The sequence below is a fragment of the Baekduia sp. genome (assembly GCF_035685985.1).
Taxonomy (GTDB): domain Bacteria; phylum Actinomycetota; class Thermoleophilia; order Solirubrobacterales; family Solirubrobacteraceae; genus Baekduia.
The window spans coordinates 25,940-40,659 of the sequence record NZ_DASRZV010000033.1; the positions used below are offsets into that span (position 1 = coordinate 25,940).

The following is a 14,720-nucleotide window of genomic DNA, read 5'->3' on the forward strand; positions in this document are numbered from 1 at the left end:
GCGAGTCGCGCCCGAACTTGCCCGACAACCCGGCGTTGACGCCGAAGAGGCCCAGCACAGCGAGGACGGAGATCATGTCCCCATGATCGGACACACGTTCTGGTTCCTCTAGCCTCTGTTACCTCTGACTTCCATAGGATGCCCCTTGAGGTCACAACCTTGCCATGACGCTGCAGCAGCTGGAGTACTTCCTCGCCGCCCTCGACGCCGGCTCGTTCAGCGCCGCCGCCGAGCGCCTGCTGCTCGCCCAGCCCTCGCTGAGCGAGCAGGTCCGGCGCCTGGAGGCCGAGCTGGGCGTCGCGCTGTTCACGCGCGTCGGCCGCGGCATCAAGCCGACCGAGGCCGCCCACGCGCTGCGCCCCCACGCGGAGGCCGCGCTGGCGGCGGTCGCCGAGGGGCGCCAGGCGGTCGTCCAGCAGCGCGAGCTGCAGGGCGGCATCGCGGCGTTCGGGACGTTCGGCACCGCGCGCTGGTACCCGGGCACGCAGATCGTCGCCGCGTTCCGGCGCCGTCACCCGAAGGTCCGCGTCCGGATGGTCGGTCAGAACTCCTCAGAGGTCGCGGAGGCCGTGCGCGACGGCGACCTGGAGGCCGGCCTGGTCGCGCTGCCGGTCGACGACGCGGGCCTCGACGTCCGGCCGATCATGCGCGACGAGATCGTGTACGTGTCGGCGGTCGCCGCGCGCGTGCGCAAGCCGGTGACGATCCGCGACCTCGCCGTCGCGCCGCTGATCCTCACCGACACCTCCTACGGCCTGGAGGACCCGACGCGCCGCCAGCTGTTCGAGCTGGCCCAGCGCGAGGGTGTGACGATCGAGCCGCAGATCGACGTCGAGGACCCCGAGACCGCGATCGAGCTGACCGCGCGCGGCCTGGGCGACACGCTGATCGCCCGCGGCATCCTGCTCAACCTCGGCCGCCGGGTCCCGAAGCGCCTCGGCTGGGTCCCGTTCGCCGAGCCGCTCTACGACACGTTCGCCTTCATCAACCGGCGCGGCGCGCGCCTCTCCCCGGCCGCTCGCGAGTTCATGTCGCTGGCCGAGGACCGCATGACCGCGATGGCGCAGGAGCTGAAGACGACGCCGCCCCGGCGCCACAAGCCGGGCGCCCAGCGGCCGGGGTAAGCTGGATCACAGCATGCCCACGGAGAAGGCCACCGTCGCCGAGCAGGAGTACCTGGAGACCCTCTTCTGGCTCTACGAGGCCGGGCTGCCGATGACCGGCGCCAACATCGCGCGGGCGATGCAGCTCTCGCCCCCGACGGTCCACGAGATGGTCGGCCGCCTGGAGCGCGACGGCTACATCACCCGCGGGACCGACAAGGTCATCAGCTTCACCGACTCCGGCCGCGAGCACGCCGAGGCGATCGTCCGCCGCCACCGGCTGATCGAGCGCTTCCTGACCGACGTCCTGGGGATCCCGTGGGACGAGGTCCACGAGGAGGCCGAGCGGCTGGAGCACGCGATGTCGCCGGTCCTCGAGGAGCGCATGCTGGCCGCGATCGGCGACGCGAAGACCTGCCCGCACGGCCACCCGATCGACGTCGGCTCCCGCATCACGAGCGTCCCGCTGGCCGACGTCGCCGAGGGCGCGAAGGTCACGATCATCCGCTTCGAGAACGAGGCCGAGGACCTGCTGCACTACCTCAAGGGCGTGGGCCTGGACCCGGGCCTGGAGGGCACGGTCGTCGCGCCCGGCGGCGCCGAGGAGGTCGTCGTCGAGACGGCCGCCGGCGAGCGCCTGGCGCTGACGCGCTCGGTCGCCGAGACCGTCAGCGTCGTGGCCGACCCCTCGCCGCCGCCGCGCGTCGCGCTGCCCGCGCAGCTCGTGCTCGGCGAGCAGCGCTACGGTCGCTGAGCCTCAGGCGCTCGCCGGGGCTCCCGAGGCGGCCTTGACCGCCTCGGCCAGGCGCTTGACGCCCTCGTCGATCTGGTCCTCCGTGACGCCGGAGTAGGCGAGGCGCAGCGTGTTCTCGCCGCCCTCCAGGAGGAAGTCGGTGCCCTTGACGATCGCCACGCCGCGGGCGTTGGCCTCGTCGAAGACGCGGTCGATCTCGACGCCCTCGGGCAGCTCCACCCACATGAAGTAGCCGCCTTCGGGCGCCTGGAACTTCGCCTCGGGCAGCTCGCGCGACAGCGCGTCGGTCAGGCGCTTGACGCGCGCGGCCAGCGCGGCCTTGACCGTGGCGATCGACTTGTCGATGTCGCCCGACGAGCAGAACTCGTACACCAGCGACTGGGCCACCATGTTGGGCGAGATGTAGGTGTTGGTCGCCAGGCGCTGGATCTCGGCGATCCGCTCGGCCGGGCCGACCAGGTAGCCGACGCGGATGCCCGGGCAGACCGTCTTGGAGAACGACGAGGCGTAGACGACGCTGCCGGTCGTGTCCTGCGAGAGCATCGTCGGCAGCGACTCGCCGCTGAAGCGGATGTCGACGTAGGGGTCGTCCTCGAAGATCACGAACCCGAACTCGCCCGCCAGGCGCAGCAGGGCCTCGCGCTTGGCCTGCGAGATCGTGTAGCCGGCGGGGTTCTGGAAGTTGGGGATGATGTGCGCCAGCGTGGGGCGGACGCCCTCGTCGCGCAGCAGCGTCTCCAGTTCGCCGACGTCGATGCCGTCGGTCTCCAGCGAGACCATGCGGACGTCCGCGCCGCGACCGCGCAGGTTCAGCAGCGTGCGGTCGTAGGTCGGCTTCTCGACGACGACCGAGTCACCCGGCTTGACGAGCGTCTCGAAGAGGAACGCGTCGGCCTGCATCGAGCCGTTGGTGACGATCACCTGCGACGTGTCGACGCCGTGCTTGTTGGCGATCCACTCGCGCAGCGGGGCGTAGCCGACGGCGGTGCCGTAGGCCGTCGTGCCGGCGGGATCGCGCTCGAAGGCGCGGGTCGCCGCGGCCTTCAGGCCCTCCACGTCGACGATGTCCAGCGACGGTGCGCCACGGGCGAAGGAGATCGTGTCAGGCATCGCGTCCGATGCTAGCGGTACGTCTCATGACCGTGCCCGCCGCTTCCGTGGTCCTGGTCGAGGACGCCATCCCCTATGCCCGGCTCGTCGAGCTGATCCTGGCCGACGCCGTTCCCGGCGGCGTCGAGGTGCGCCACCACGAGCGCGTCGGGACGGCCGTCGCCGACCTGCTGGAGCGCGACGCCGACTGCGTCCTGCTCGACCTCGGCCTGCCCGACGCCAACGGGCTGGAGGCCGTCGCGATGGTCATCAACGCGGCCGGCGGCGTGCCGGTGATCGTGCTCAGCGGCCACGACGACGACGAGCTCGCGGTCGCCGCGATCCGCGCCGGCGCGCAGGACTACCTGGTCAAGGGCCAGGAGTCGCCGCCGTCGCGCTTCGTCCGCGCGATCCGCTTCGCGATCGAGCGCCGCCGCGCCCAGGAGCGCAGCGAGGACCTGCTGCGCGCCAAGGAGGACCGCTGGCGCACGCTCACGCACCTGGCGCCGGTCGGGATCCTCGAGATCGACGAGGCCGGCCGCTGCGTGTTCGCCAACGACTGGGTGACCGACATCACCGGGCGCGACGTCGGCGCGCTGCTGGGCGACGGGTGGCGCGACGTCTTCGGGCCCGAGGCCACCGCGGCCTTCGCGGACATCGCGCGCGACGACTTCTCGCTGGAGGTCGGCTTCGGCGCGCGCTGGGCGCACGTGACCGGCGCGCTGCTGCGCGACCCGTGGGGCGGCCCGGCCGGGTGGCTGGCGACGCTGGTCGACGTGACCGAGGCCCGCGAGGCGCGGGAGCAGCTGCGCGACCTCGCGCGCACTGATCCGCTCACCGGTCTGGCCAACCGGCGGCTGTGGGACGAGCGCCTGGCGATCGAGCTGGCGCGCGCCGAGCGCCACGGCCGGCCGCTGTGCGTGGCGGCGATCGACCTCGACCGCTTCAAGCCCTACAACGACACCTACGGCCATCAGGCGGGCGACGAGCTGCTGCGCGAGGCGACGGCCGCGTGGCGCGGCGTGCTGCGCGGCGCCGACCTCCTGTCGCGGTTGGGCGGCGACGAGTTCGCGGTGCTGCTGCCCGACTGCGACCTGGATTGCGCGCGGGCGATCGTCGAGCGCCTGCAGGGCGTGACGCCGGGCGGCGAGGCGGGCGTCGGGGCGTCCGCGGGTCTGGTGGCGTGGCGGGCGGGCGAGGACGCCGCGGCGGTGGCCGCGCGCGCCGACGCGGCGCTCTACGCGGCCAAGGACGCGGGCCGCGGCGGGATCAGCGTGGGCTAGGCGACGTCGTCGGGCGGCTCGTCCGGCGGCACCGCCCGGGGCGGCGCGTGCCGCTGGGGCGCGGGGCCGGGACGACGCGGCAGCGTGTCGGCGATCGCCTGGACCTGGGCGCGCGCGGCGTCGTCGGGGTCCGGCGGATCGGGGACGGCGGCGACGGGCGGGGCGGCCGGCGTCGGCGCCGGCGGCTCGGGCTCCTCCGGCGGGTCCGGCACGGCGCGCGGACGGGTCGTCAGACGCGTGACCTCGGCGCGGCGCTCGCGGGCGCCGGGCAGCTCGATCGCGTCGCGGGCGGCCTCGGCGGCGATGGCCTCCGCGGCGGCGGCCAGCGCCTCCAGGACGTCCTCGACCCCGTGGTCCAGGCGGCCGGCGCGGCCCGCCCGGTCGGCGAGCGCCTCGGCGTGGGCGAGCAGGCGGTCGGCGACCGCGGCGATGCGGCGCGCGCGGCCCGAGGCGAAGGCGTCGACGCGGCGGCGGGCGTCGTCGAGGTAGTCGGTGGCGTCGCGCTCGGCCCGCCGCAGGAGCCGCTCGGCGTCCTGCTCGGCGACGAGGCGGACCTGCGCGGCGCGCGCCTCCGCGTCGGCGTCGGCGGCCGCGCGGATGTCGGCCGCGTCGGCCTCCGCGGCGGCGAGGATCTGGCGGACGCGCGAGGCCAGCGACGCCGCGAGCTCCTCGGCGGACGGGATGCGAGTGGGTTCGTCGTCGTCGGCCACGATCGGTGCTCCGGCCGGAGGCGACCTACGCCGGGGCGATGGCCAGGCGGCCGTCGCCGGCGCCGGTGACGGCGAACGGCACGGGCCAGGCGGCACGCAGCGCGGCGCCCAGCGGCAGCGGGGCGCTGAGGCGGACGTCGAGGTACGCGACGCCGTCGTCGAGGGCGCGGACGTGCGCGTGGGCGGCCCCGCCGACGGCGCGCAGCGCCTGCTCCAGCGAGGCGAGCGTCGCGAGGTCGAACGCCGCGGCCTCGACGACGACGTCGCCGCTCAGCGGCGTCAGCGCCGGGTCCGGCGGCGGGGGCGGCGGCGCGACGACGCCGAGCTCGTCCAGGACGCGCGACAGCTCGCCGACGAGCTCGTCGGTCGTGCGCACGAGGCGGTCGCGGAAGGCGATCAGCTCGTCGAGCTGCTCGTGCAGGCCGCCGGGCTCCGCGGCGGACGCGGGCGGCGGCGGTGGGGGCGGAGGCGGCGAAGCGGCCGCATGGGGCTGGGCGACGATGCGCGGCGCCGGCGGCGGGACGACCCGCACGGGCTCGTCGGCGACCGGCGGTGGGCCGCTCGGCGGCGTCGCGCCGCCGTGCCAGACCGCGGTCAGCGGCGTCGCCCCGGGCGGCGGCGGTCCGGCCGACGGGTCCGGCGGCGGCGTCCAGCCCGCCTGCGCGGGCTCGGCGTCCAGCTCGCCGCCGCGGCCGACGGACTCCAGCTCGCGCTCGAGCTCCTTGAGCTTGCGCTCCAGCTCGCTCAGCGTCGTTGTCACGTCGCTCTCCACTGCTCGCGAGCGTACTTGCGATGGGAGAGCGACGCCAACGACGACGGACTACTTGCCGAGGATCTCGATGGCCAGCTCGGCGACCTGCGTGGGCGTGCGGCCGACGCGGACGCCCTTGGCCTCCAGCGCCTCGGCCTTGGCGGCGGCGGTGCCCTTCGAGCCCGAGACGATCGCGCCCGCGTGGCCCATGGTCTTGCCCGGAGGCGCCGTGAAGCCCGCGATGTAGGCCACGACCGGCTTGGACACGTTCTCGGCGATGTAGTCGGCCGCGCGCTCCTCGGCGTCGCCGCCGATCTCGCCCGACAGCACGATCAGCTCGGTCTCGTCGTCCTGCTCGAACAGCTCGATGACGTCGATGAACGACGTGCCCGGGACCGGGTCGCCGCCGATGCCGACGATCGACGAGTTGCCGAAGCCGGCCTGGGCCAGCGTGTTGCCGATCTGGTAGGTGAGCGTTCCCGAGCGGCTGACGACGCCGACGTTGCCCGGCTTGAAGAACGACGCCGGGATGATGCCGACGTTCGCCTTGCCCGGCGACAGGATGCCCGGGCAGTTCGGGCCGACCAGGCGCGTGCCCGTGCGCTGCAGGTGCGTGTACACGCGCAGCTCGTCGTGGGCCGGGATGCCCTCGGTGATGCAGATCACCAGCGGGATGCCGGCGTCGGCGGCCTCGAGGATCGAGTCGGCGGCGAAGCGCGGCGGCACGAAGACCATCGCGACGTTCGCGCCGGTCTCCCGCACGGAGTCGCGGAACGTGTTGAACACCGGGATGCCCTCGACGGACTGCCCGGCCTTGCCCGGCGTGACGCCCGCGACGACGTTCGTCCCGTAGTTCTTGTTGTTGGTCGCGTGGAACGTGCCCTCGCGGCCGGTGATGCCGGAGACGACCAGCTTGGTGTCGTTGTCGATCAGGACGGCCATGTCAGACCTCCTCCCCCTTCGCGAGCGCGACGACCTTCTGGGCCGCCTCGTCCATCGTGGCTGCGGTGTGCACGTTCGGCAGCGAGGCCGCCGCCAGGATCTCGCGACCCTGCACGTCGTTGGTGCCGTCGAGGCGGACCACGAACGGGACCTGCGGGTCGAGCTGCTTGAAGGCCTCGATGAGGCCGTTGGCGACCTCGTCGCAGCGCGTGATGCCGCCGAAGATGTTGAACAACACGGCCTTGACGTTCTCGTTGCTCAGGATCACTTCCACGGCCGAGGTGATCGCCTCCGCCTTGGATCCGCCGCCGGCGTCCAGGAAGTTGGCGGGCGCGCCGCCGAACTGGGCGACGACGTCCAGCGTGGACATGACCAGGCCGGCGCCGTTGCCGAGGATGCCGATGTCGCCGTCGAGCTTGACGAACGTCAGCCCGCGCTCCTTGGCCATCTGCTCCTGCGGGTCCTCGTCGGACGGGTCGCGCAGCTCCGCGTTGTCCGGGTGGCGGAAGAGCGCGTTGTCGTCCAGCGTGACCTTGGCGTCCAGCGCGGCGACCGAGCGCTCCGGCGTGACGATCAGCGGGTTGACCTCGACCAGCATCGCCTCCTCGGAGACGAACGTGCCGTAGAGCTTGTGCAGGAACGCGCCGACGGGGCGGACGAGGTCGGCGTCGACGCCCGCGTCGAAGGCCAGGCGACGGCCGTGGAAGTCCTGGAAGCCGAGCAGCGGGTCGACGTGCAGCGTCGCGATCGCGCTCGGGTTGGTCTCGGCGACCTCCTCGATGTCCATGCCGCCCTGCGTCGACAGCATGACCAGGGGCGCCTTCGCGCCACGATCGAAGACGATCGAGGCGTAGTACTCGCTCTCGATCTGCGAGGCGCCCTCGATCCACAGCTCGTGGACCGTGAAGCCCTTGATGTCCATGCCGAGGATGGCGTCGGCGGCGGCGCGCGCCTCGTCCTCGTCCTTGGCGATCTTGATGCCGCCGGCCTTGCCGCGGCCGCCGATCTTCACCTGCGCCTTCACGGCGCACGGGAAGCCGACCTCCTTCGCGGCGGAGACGGCCTCGTCGACCGTTCGCGCCGGGCGTCCGTCAGGGACGGGGATTCCATGTCGGGCGAAAAGCTGCTTGCCCTGGTATTCGAGCAGGTCCATAGGAGGGCCGGACGCTATTGCAGGAGCCCGCGCTGATGCTTCCTGCCCGAACGGTCGCGCCTCGCTCGTTCGTGCAGAAATGGCACAATGCCCAGCCGCATGGCACTCCCGAAGAACATCCAGTGGGTCACCTTCGACGTCTACGGCACGTTGATCGATTGGGAATCGGGGGTGGCAGACGCCTTCGAGCGCGAGGCGAAGAAGGACGGCTTCCCGATCGACCGCCAGCAGGTGGTCGACCTGTTCCTGCAGGTGACGCAGGAGATCCAGGGCGGTTCCTACGAGCTGTACGCCGAGGTCCTGCGCCAGGCGGCGGTCAAGATCGCCAAGGAGATCGGCTGGCCGCTGGAGCCGTCGCGGTCGGGCTTCCTGCCGGACTCGGTCGTGCGCTGGGGCGCCTTCAAGGAGGCCAACCCGCAGCTCAAGAAGTTCCTCGGCAAGTACGAGACCGGCCTGATCTCGAACATCGACGACAAGCTGCTGGGGCTGACGCGCCGTCACATCCCGGCCGACGTCGACCTCGTCGTGACCGCGCAGCAGGTGCGCTCCTACAAGCCCGATCCCGCGCACTTCAACGAGTTCGCGCGGCGCATCGGCGGCAAGAAGGGCTGGGTGCACATCGCGTCCGGCCTGCACGCCGACATCGAGCCGGCGACCAAGCTGAAGGTGCCGACGATCTGGGTCAACCGCCGCAAGGAGGAGATCCCCACCGGCGCCAAGAAGCCGACGGCCGAGGTCAAGACGCTGCTCGAAGCGGCGAAGCTGCTGGGGCTGTAGGGCTCCGGCAGCTCGCTAGGGTCGATGGCCTATGCAGGCCGTCGCCCTTCATCCCGAGGTCATCGTCGCGCGCAGCGTGAAGTGGCAGACGTCGTGCACGCTGCTGCACCACGGCGACGAGACGTTCCTGGTGGACTCGGTCATCTACCCGAGCGAGCTGGAGCTGCTGCCGGGGCTGCTGGCGCAGGCCGGATGGGGGCTGAGCGGGCTGCTGGTGACCCACGGCGACTGGGACCACGTCCTGGCGCGGCTGGTCTTCCCGGAGGCGGCGGTCGGCGTCGCCGAGACCACGGCGGCGCGGCTGCGCGCCGAGCCGGGCGTGGCGGCGCGACAGCTGCGCGAGGCCGACGAGGACGACTACGTGCACCGGCCCCGCCCGCTGTCGCTCGGGCAGGTCCAGGCGCTGCCGGTGCCGGGCAAGCTCGACCTCGGGGACTCCGAGCTGGAGCTGATCCCCGCCGACGGCCACACGCAGGACGGCATGGCGATCTGGTCGCCGGCGCACCGCGTGCTGTGCGTGGGCGACTACCTGTCGCCGGTCGAGATCCCGTGGATCTCGGAGAAGGGCTCGCGCGACGCGTACCTGGCGACGCTGGCGCGCCTTGCGCCCTACGTCGAGCAGGCCGACTGGATCGTGCCCGGCCACGGCGAGCACCTGGATGCGCAGCGCGCGCTGGCGATCCTGCGCGAGGACGTCGCCTACCTGGAGGCGCTGGGCGAGGCGGGCGCCGACGCCCCGCTGCCGCTGGCCCGGCGCGACCGCGCCCAGAAGAAGATCCACGCCGAGAACGTCTCTCGGGTCACGGCATGACCCCGGCCCTCGGCGGCCTGCAGCACGTCTCGCTGGAGACGCGCCGCGACGCCGTCGAGGCCGAGGTCGCCTTCTGGGCGTTGTTGGGGTTCTCGGTCGTCGAGCCGCCGTCGTCGCTGCGCGACCGCGCCACCTGGGTGCAGGCGCCCGACGGCGTGTCGCAGATCCACCTGCTCCACGCGCCCGACCCGGTGGCGCCGCCGCGGGGCCACGTCGCCATCGTGGCGCCCGCGTTGGAGGAGACCGCCGCGGCGCTGCGCGACGCGGGCTTCGCGGTGGAGCCGCGGACGCCCCATTGGGGCGCGGCGCGCGCCTACGTCCGCTCGCCCGGCGGGCACCGCGTCGAGCTGATGGCCTTCGCGCCGACGGACGCGCGCGCCGGCGGCTAGGGCCGCTCGGTCCCGGCGTTCAAGACCATCAGGTACTCCTGGTAGGCGTACACCGTGCCGCGCCGGCGGCCGGTGATCTCCTGGAGGATCCCCATCTCCTCCAGCCGCCGCAGGCCGGCCTGCACCGTCGGGCTCGACAGGCCGGTCCTCGCGCGCGCGAGCTTCGGGGTGAGCACGACACGCCGCGCCGCCAGCTCGTAGAGCTGCGACGCGGTCCCGGCCGCGCGCCCCAGCTCGCCGACGGCCTGGCGGTCGCGCTCGACCATGTGCACGACGTCGAGGGTCGTCCGCGTCGCCTCGTGCGCGACGTCGATCACGCCCTGGAGGAAGAACGCCAGCCACGCCTCCCACTCGCCGTGGGTGCGCACGCGCTGGAGCCGGTCGTAGTAGAGGTCGCGATGGCGCTTGAAGTAGAGGCTCAGGTACAGCAGCGGGCGGCTCAGCAGGCCCTCGGCGCACAGCAGCAGCGTGATCAGCAGGCGCCCGACGCGCCCGTTGCCGTCGAGGAACGGGTGGATCGTCTCGAACTGCGCGTGGGCGAGCGCGGCCTTCACCAGCACCGGCATCGGGACGTCGTCGTCGTGGACGAAGCGCTCCAGGTCGGCGATCGCCTCGGGCACGACGTTGGCCGGCGGCGGGACGAACCGCGCGTCCTGCGGCCGCGTCCCGCCGAGCCAGTTCTGGATCCGGCGGAACTCGCCGGGCGCCTTGTCGCCGCCGCGCGAGGCGTGCATCAAGATGGTGTGGATCTCGCGCAGCAGGCGACCGGAGATCGGCAGCGTCGAGTCCAGGCCGTGGCGCATCGCGGCGATGTAGTTGGAGGTCTCCTCGAGGTCCTCGACCGGCACGCCGGGGACCGCGTCGTTCTCGAACAGCAGCAGGTCCGACAGCGACGACTGCGTGCCCTCGATCTGCGAGGAGAGGACGGCCTCCTTGCGGACGTAGGTGTAGAGCAGCGTGTCGGGATCGGGCAGCAGCACCGTCATCCCGTCGAGGCGGCCGAGCGCGTGGTTGGCGCGGTCCAGCCGCTCCCGGATCGCGTGGTCGATCTCCAGCGGCGGCGCGGGCGGGAGCGGGCGCGGATGGAACGCCGCGTAGCCGTCGGGCCCGGTGATGACCGGGACGAACGTCCCGGCGCGGTCGTCGATGGCGGTGAGCGTGAGGTTCACGAACCTTGCCTAAGGATCGAGCTAAGGAAGACTTGGAGCCTGAAGTCTATCTAATAGCTTGGCTAAGGCAAGGTTCGTGGTCGCGGTGGCTCAGGCGTCCTTGCCCGCGTCGAGGTGGCGGCGCATGTAGAGGTCGCGGGGCGAGCCGGCGGTGAAGCCGAAGGACTCGTAGAGCGCCAGGGCCGGGGCGTTGGCCTCGTTGACGTCCAGCTCCATGCGGCGGCAGCCGCGCTCCCGCGCGCGCTCGGTCGCGAAGTCCAGCAGCGCGCGGGCGACGCCGCGGCCGCGGGCCGACTCGTCGACGTACACGTCCTCGACCAGGCAGTCGCCGCCGGCGCGCCAGATGCCCTGGCGGTAGCGCAGCTGGGTGACGCCGGACGGCGGGGAGTCCTCGTCGGCGGCGGCCAGGACGTAGTCGGTGTCGCGGTCGTCCATGAGGCGCTCGACGCCGGCGAGGAAGGCGTTGTCGGAGGGCCAGTCGTAGCCGAGGTGGTCGCGGAACGCGACGAGCAGGCGTGCGACGATCTCGGCCTCGTGAGGGCCGGCGAGCCAAGCGTGTGCGGGCATCTACTTCTCCTGTGCGTGACGGACGAGCCAGCGGACGGTGAGCGTGGCGACCGTGTCCTTGGCGCCGTCGACGAGCGACACGTCGACGGTGAACTCCACGCAGCCCGCGCGGGACAGCTCGTCCAGCAGGGCCTCCGGATCGGACCCGAGCACGCCGGTGGCGAGGATCGGGCCGCGGGAGACCTTGTTGTAGTTGATCTGCGAGTCCTGGGGGAGCAGCTCCAGGTGCGGCAGCTGGTCGACGAACGCCGCGGCGATCGCGGCGGCCGACGCGGCCTGGCCGGCGGCAAAGAGCGCGCTGGCGTGCTGCGAGCCGGTGTGGTTGCGGAGCTGCTCGTCGTCCGGGAGCCGGACCACGCCGCGGCCGAGCGCCACCTCCTCGATCACCAGCCCCAAGTGCTGGTTGAAGGGCACGGCCTGCTCCAGGCCGGCGCGGAGGGGCTCGAGGTCCGCCATGGTGCGTGCCAGCCTAGCTCAGAGCGCGAGCAGGTCCAGCTCGTCGCGCGCGACCGTGACGTGGTCGTGCGCGGTGGCCGCGCGGGCGCGCAGGTCGTCCTCGTCGGCGCGCGGCGGGACGTGGATCAGCACGAGCCGCTCGGCGCCCGCGTCGCGGGCCAGCGCGCCGGCCTCCTCGGGCGTCGAGTGCCCGGGCGCGGCGGGCGGGCCCCAGGCGTCGTGCGCGAGGACGCGGGCGCCGCGGGCGAACGCCGCGGTCCCCGGGTCGGCCTCGGTGTCGGTGCACCAGGCCAGCTCGTCGCCGATCCGGAAGCCCAGCGTCGGGTTGGGGTGGTGGTCCTGGCGGCGCGCCCGGACGTCCAGCCCGCCGGCCCGGACCTCGCCGGGCGCCAGCTCCTCGACGCGCACGCCGAGGACGTCGAGCGTGACGGGCATCAGCGGCGGCGAGAAGAACATCCGCGCGAGGATCTCCGCGGTCGGCGTCTCGTACAGCGCCGCGCCCGGCCCGTGGATGACGACCTCCACGTCGGCCAGCTCGGTCAGGTAGGCCAGCCCGCAGACGTGGTCGATGTGGAAGTGCGACAGCAGGATGTCCAGCCGCCGCGCGTCGCCGAGCCAGCGCTCGCGGTCGGTGACCAGGCGCCGCAGGCCGGTGCCCGCGTCGACGACGACGGGCGTCGCGCCCGTCCCGGCGCCCCGGAGCAGCAGCGAGGAGGTCTCGCGCCGCCCCGTGGGCACGAAGCCGCCGCTGCCCAGGATGGTCGCGGCGGCAAGCATGGTGGCCTACTCGGCGGCCGCCGGCGACGTGATCGTGGCGATCGGGGCGCCGGCCTGGATCGGCTCGCCCTCCTTGATGGGCAGCGCGGCGATCGTGCCCGCCTTGTGGGCGGTGATCTCGTTCTCCATCTTCATCGCCTCGATGATGCAGAGCAGCTGGCCCTCCTCGACCGCGTCGCCCTGCTTGACCAGCACCTTCCACATGTTGCCCTGCAGCGGCGAGACCAACTCGTCGGCGCCACCGCCGCCCGAGGACTTGCGCTCGCCGCGCTTCTTCGGGCCGGCCGCGCCGCCCGCGGCGGCGGGGCCCGCGCCGTTGACGACGACGCCGCCGACCGGCGGCGGCCCGATGACCTTGACGTCGAACTTCCGGCCGGAGACCTCGACGGTGTAGGTCTGCTCGACCTTCTCGTCCTCGTCGTCGCCCGACAGGACCGGCGGCGGGAACGCGAGCGTCTTCAGCCAGTCCTTGTCCTCGACGAGGTCGCGGCAGGTCTCGGCGTTGCCCCACTGGTCGGTGGCCAGCAAGGCCTTGTGGAACGGGATGAGCGTGCGCAGCTCGCCGATCTCGTACTCGTTCAGGGCGCGCAGCATGCGCTTGGTGGCGTGCTCGCGGTCCTTGTCCCAGACGATCAGCTTGGCGACCATCGGGTCGTACATCGGGCTGACCTCGCCGCTGGGGCCGACGCCCGAGTCGACGCGGACGCCCGGCCCGGTCGGCTCCTTGTAGTCGCCGATCTTGCCCGGCGCGGGAGCGAAGTTCTTGGACGCGTCCTCGGCGTTGATGCGGCACTCGATCGCGTGGCCGCGCAGCTCGACGTCCTCCTGGGAGACCGTCAGCGGCTCGCCCGCCGCGGCGAGGATGCCCTCGCGCACGATGTCGATGCCGGTGACCATCTCGGTCACGCAGTGCTCGACCTGGACGCGCGTGTTCATCTCCAGGAAGAAGTACTCGCCGTCCTGGAGCATGCCCTCGATCGTGCCCGCGCCGACGTAGTCGACCGCGCGCGCCGCGTCGGTGCCGATCTTGCCGATCTTCTCGCGCAGCGCCTCGTCGACGGCCGGGGCCGGCGCCTCCTCGATGAGCTTCTGGTGGCGGCGCTGGACCGAGCAGTCACGCTCGCCGAGGTGGATGACGTTGCCGTGCCGGTCGGCGAGGATCTGGACCTCGACGTGGCGCGGGTCGGGCAGGTAGCGCTCGAGGTAGACCGTGCCGTCGGAGAAGAACTTCTCGCCCTCGCGGGAGGCGCCCTCGAAGGCGTCCTTGAGCTTGTCCTCGGTCAGCGCGACGCGGAAGCCCTTGCCGCCGCCGCCCGACGCCGCCTTGACGGCGACCGGGAAGCCGATCTCGTCCTTGGCGATGCGCATCGCGTCCTCGAGCGTGTCGACCGGCTCGGTCGTGCCCGGCACGATCGGCACGCCGGCCGCCTGCATCAGCTCGCGGGCCTTCGTCTTGGAGCCCATCGCGTCGATGGCCGACGCGGGCGGGCCGATGAAGACGATCCCGGCCTCCTCGCAGGCACGCGCGAACGCGGCGTTCTCGGCGAGGAAGCCGTAGCCCGGATGTACGGCTTCGGCGCCGGACTCCTTGCATACCTCGATGATCTTGTCGATCTTGAGGTAGCTCTCGGCGGCGGTTGGCCCACCGAGCAGGTAGGCCTCGTCGGCGCGCTTGACGTGCAGCGCGTCCCGATCGAGCTCCGAGTAGACGGCGACGGACGCGATCCCCATCTCTTCCAGCGTCCGCATGACGCGGATGGCGATCTCGCCCCGGTTGGCGACCAAAACCTTGGAGAACATGCGGCGCGGAAGGCTATTTCAAATGCCGTTCCGACGGCCGTGTGGTGCATGACGGCACCGCGACGATTCGCGCGTCACGGTGTTGGGAAGGCTGCCCGGACGACGGCTTTCCGGGTCACGACTTGCGCCGCGAGGCGTGAGATGGCCTGAGGGACACCACCTGGGCCAGGCGGCGGGAGCGGGTCAGAG

At 72.8% G+C, this 14,720-nt stretch carries 16 protein-coding genes; 6 read left to right on the forward strand and 10 right to left on the reverse strand.

Annotation, left to right across the window (positions count from 1 at the left end; genetic code table 11):
* Positions 1-164: 164 nt before the first annotated feature.
* Both VFG42_RS21610 and VFG42_RS21615 read left to right on the forward strand, forming a co-directional pair.
* Positions 165-1,124 carry a LysR family transcriptional regulator gene (locus tag VFG42_RS21610; RefSeq protein ID WP_324910884.1) on the forward strand — a complete coding sequence of 320 codons (960 nt, stop codon included), beginning with the start codon at positions 165-167 and terminating at the stop codon, positions 1,122-1,124.
* A gap of 13 nt (positions 1,125-1,137) precedes the next feature.
* Positions 1,138-1,857, forward strand: coding sequence for a metal-dependent transcriptional regulator (locus VFG42_RS21615; RefSeq protein ID WP_324910885.1), 720 nt, complete (start codon positions 1,138-1,140; stop codon positions 1,855-1,857).
* Positions 1,858-1,860: 3 nt separating this feature from the next.
* Here the strand turns inward: VFG42_RS21615 and VFG42_RS21620 are convergent, their stop codons facing one another.
* On the reverse strand, positions 1,861-2,967 hold the full coding sequence (locus VFG42_RS21620; RefSeq protein WP_324910886.1) for a PLP-dependent aminotransferase family protein: 1,107 nt from the start codon (positions 2,965-2,967) through the stop codon (positions 1,861-1,863).
* A 32-nt stretch (positions 2,968-2,999) separates the two neighbouring features.
* On the opposite strand from VFG42_RS21620, the gene VFG42_RS21625 reads away from it, so the two are divergent.
* On the forward strand, positions 3,000-4,229 hold the full coding sequence (locus tag VFG42_RS21625; protein ID WP_324910887.1) for a sensor domain-containing diguanylate cyclase: 1,230 nt from the start codon (positions 3,000-3,002) through the stop codon (positions 4,227-4,229).
* Here the strand turns inward: VFG42_RS21625 and VFG42_RS21630 are convergent.
* From VFG42_RS21630 to sucC, 4 genes are read right to left on the reverse strand one after another with little or no spacing between them, the layout of a single operon-like run.
* Complete coding sequence (locus VFG42_RS21630; RefSeq protein WP_324910888.1) at positions 4,226-4,939, reverse strand: hypothetical protein; 714 nt, start codon at positions 4,937-4,939, stop codon at positions 4,226-4,228. The two genes, VFG42_RS21625 and VFG42_RS21630, sit on opposite strands and share 4 nt — an antisense overlap.
* A gap of 25 nt (positions 4,940-4,964) precedes the next feature.
* The gene (locus tag VFG42_RS21635) at positions 4,965-5,711 is read right to left on the reverse strand and encodes a hypothetical protein (RefSeq protein WP_324910889.1); all 747 of its coding nucleotides are present in this window, start codon (positions 5,709-5,711) and stop codon (positions 4,965-4,967) included.
* A 48-nt stretch (positions 5,712-5,759) separates the two neighbouring features.
* Entirely contained in the window at positions 5,760-6,632 is an 873-nt protein-coding gene (sucD, locus tag VFG42_RS21640; RefSeq protein WP_324910890.1) for a succinate--CoA ligase subunit alpha, read from the reverse strand.
* Between the two features lies 1 nt (position 6,633).
* Positions 6,634-7,785 carry an ADP-forming succinate--CoA ligase subunit beta gene (sucC, locus tag VFG42_RS21645; protein ID WP_324910892.1) on the reverse strand — a complete coding sequence of 384 codons (1,152 nt, stop codon included), beginning with the start codon at positions 7,783-7,785 and terminating at the stop codon, positions 6,634-6,636.
* A 99-nt stretch (positions 7,786-7,884) separates the two neighbouring features.
* On the opposite strand from sucC, the gene VFG42_RS21650 reads away from it, so the two are divergent.
* From VFG42_RS21650 to VFG42_RS21660, 3 genes are read left to right on the forward strand one after another with little or no spacing between them, the layout of a single operon-like run.
* On the forward strand, positions 7,885-8,562 hold the full coding sequence (locus VFG42_RS21650; protein ID WP_324910893.1) for an HAD family hydrolase: 678 nt from the start codon (positions 7,885-7,887) through the stop codon (positions 8,560-8,562).
* Positions 8,563-8,593: 31 nt separating this feature from the next.
* Positions 8,594-9,373, forward strand: a complete 780-nt coding sequence (locus VFG42_RS21655) for an MBL fold metallo-hydrolase (protein WP_324910894.1) — start codon at positions 8,594-8,596, stop codon at positions 9,371-9,373.
* Positions 9,370-9,762: a VOC family protein gene (locus tag VFG42_RS21660; protein ID WP_324910895.1), complete on the forward strand. Its 393-nt coding sequence runs from the start codon at positions 9,370-9,372 to the stop codon at positions 9,760-9,762. Before VFG42_RS21655 ends, VFG42_RS21660 begins: the two co-directional genes overlap by 4 nt.
* On the opposite strand, the gene VFG42_RS21665 is transcribed toward VFG42_RS21660, so the two are convergent.
* The 5 genes from VFG42_RS21665 to VFG42_RS21685 all read right to left on the reverse strand — a co-directional run bounded on the left by VFG42_RS21665 (position 9,759) and on the right by VFG42_RS21685 (position 14,531).
* Positions 9,759-10,931: a Fic family protein gene (locus tag VFG42_RS21665; protein WP_324910896.1), complete on the reverse strand. Its 1,173-nt coding sequence runs from the start codon at positions 10,929-10,931 to the stop codon at positions 9,759-9,761. The two genes, VFG42_RS21660 and VFG42_RS21665, sit on opposite strands and share 4 nt — an antisense overlap.
* A gap of 90 nt (positions 10,932-11,021) precedes the next feature.
* Positions 11,022-11,498 (reverse strand): GNAT family N-acetyltransferase, encoded by a 477-nt coding sequence (locus tag VFG42_RS21670; protein ID WP_324910897.1) that lies wholly within the window; start codon positions 11,496-11,498, stop codon positions 11,022-11,024.
* The gene (locus VFG42_RS21675; protein WP_324910898.1) at positions 11,499-11,954 is read right to left on the reverse strand and encodes a DUF4442 domain-containing protein; all 456 of its coding nucleotides are present in this window, start codon (positions 11,952-11,954) and stop codon (positions 11,499-11,501) included.
* 18 nt (positions 11,955-11,972) lie between these two features.
* Positions 11,973-12,731 (reverse strand): MBL fold metallo-hydrolase, encoded by a 759-nt coding sequence (locus VFG42_RS21680; RefSeq protein ID WP_324910899.1) that lies wholly within the window; start codon positions 12,729-12,731, stop codon positions 11,973-11,975.
* 6 nt (positions 12,732-12,737) lie between these two features.
* Entirely contained in the window at positions 12,738-14,531 is a 1,794-nt protein-coding gene (locus VFG42_RS21685; protein WP_324910900.1) for an acetyl-CoA carboxylase biotin carboxylase subunit, read from the reverse strand.
* Positions 14,532-14,720 lie beyond the last annotated feature (189 nt).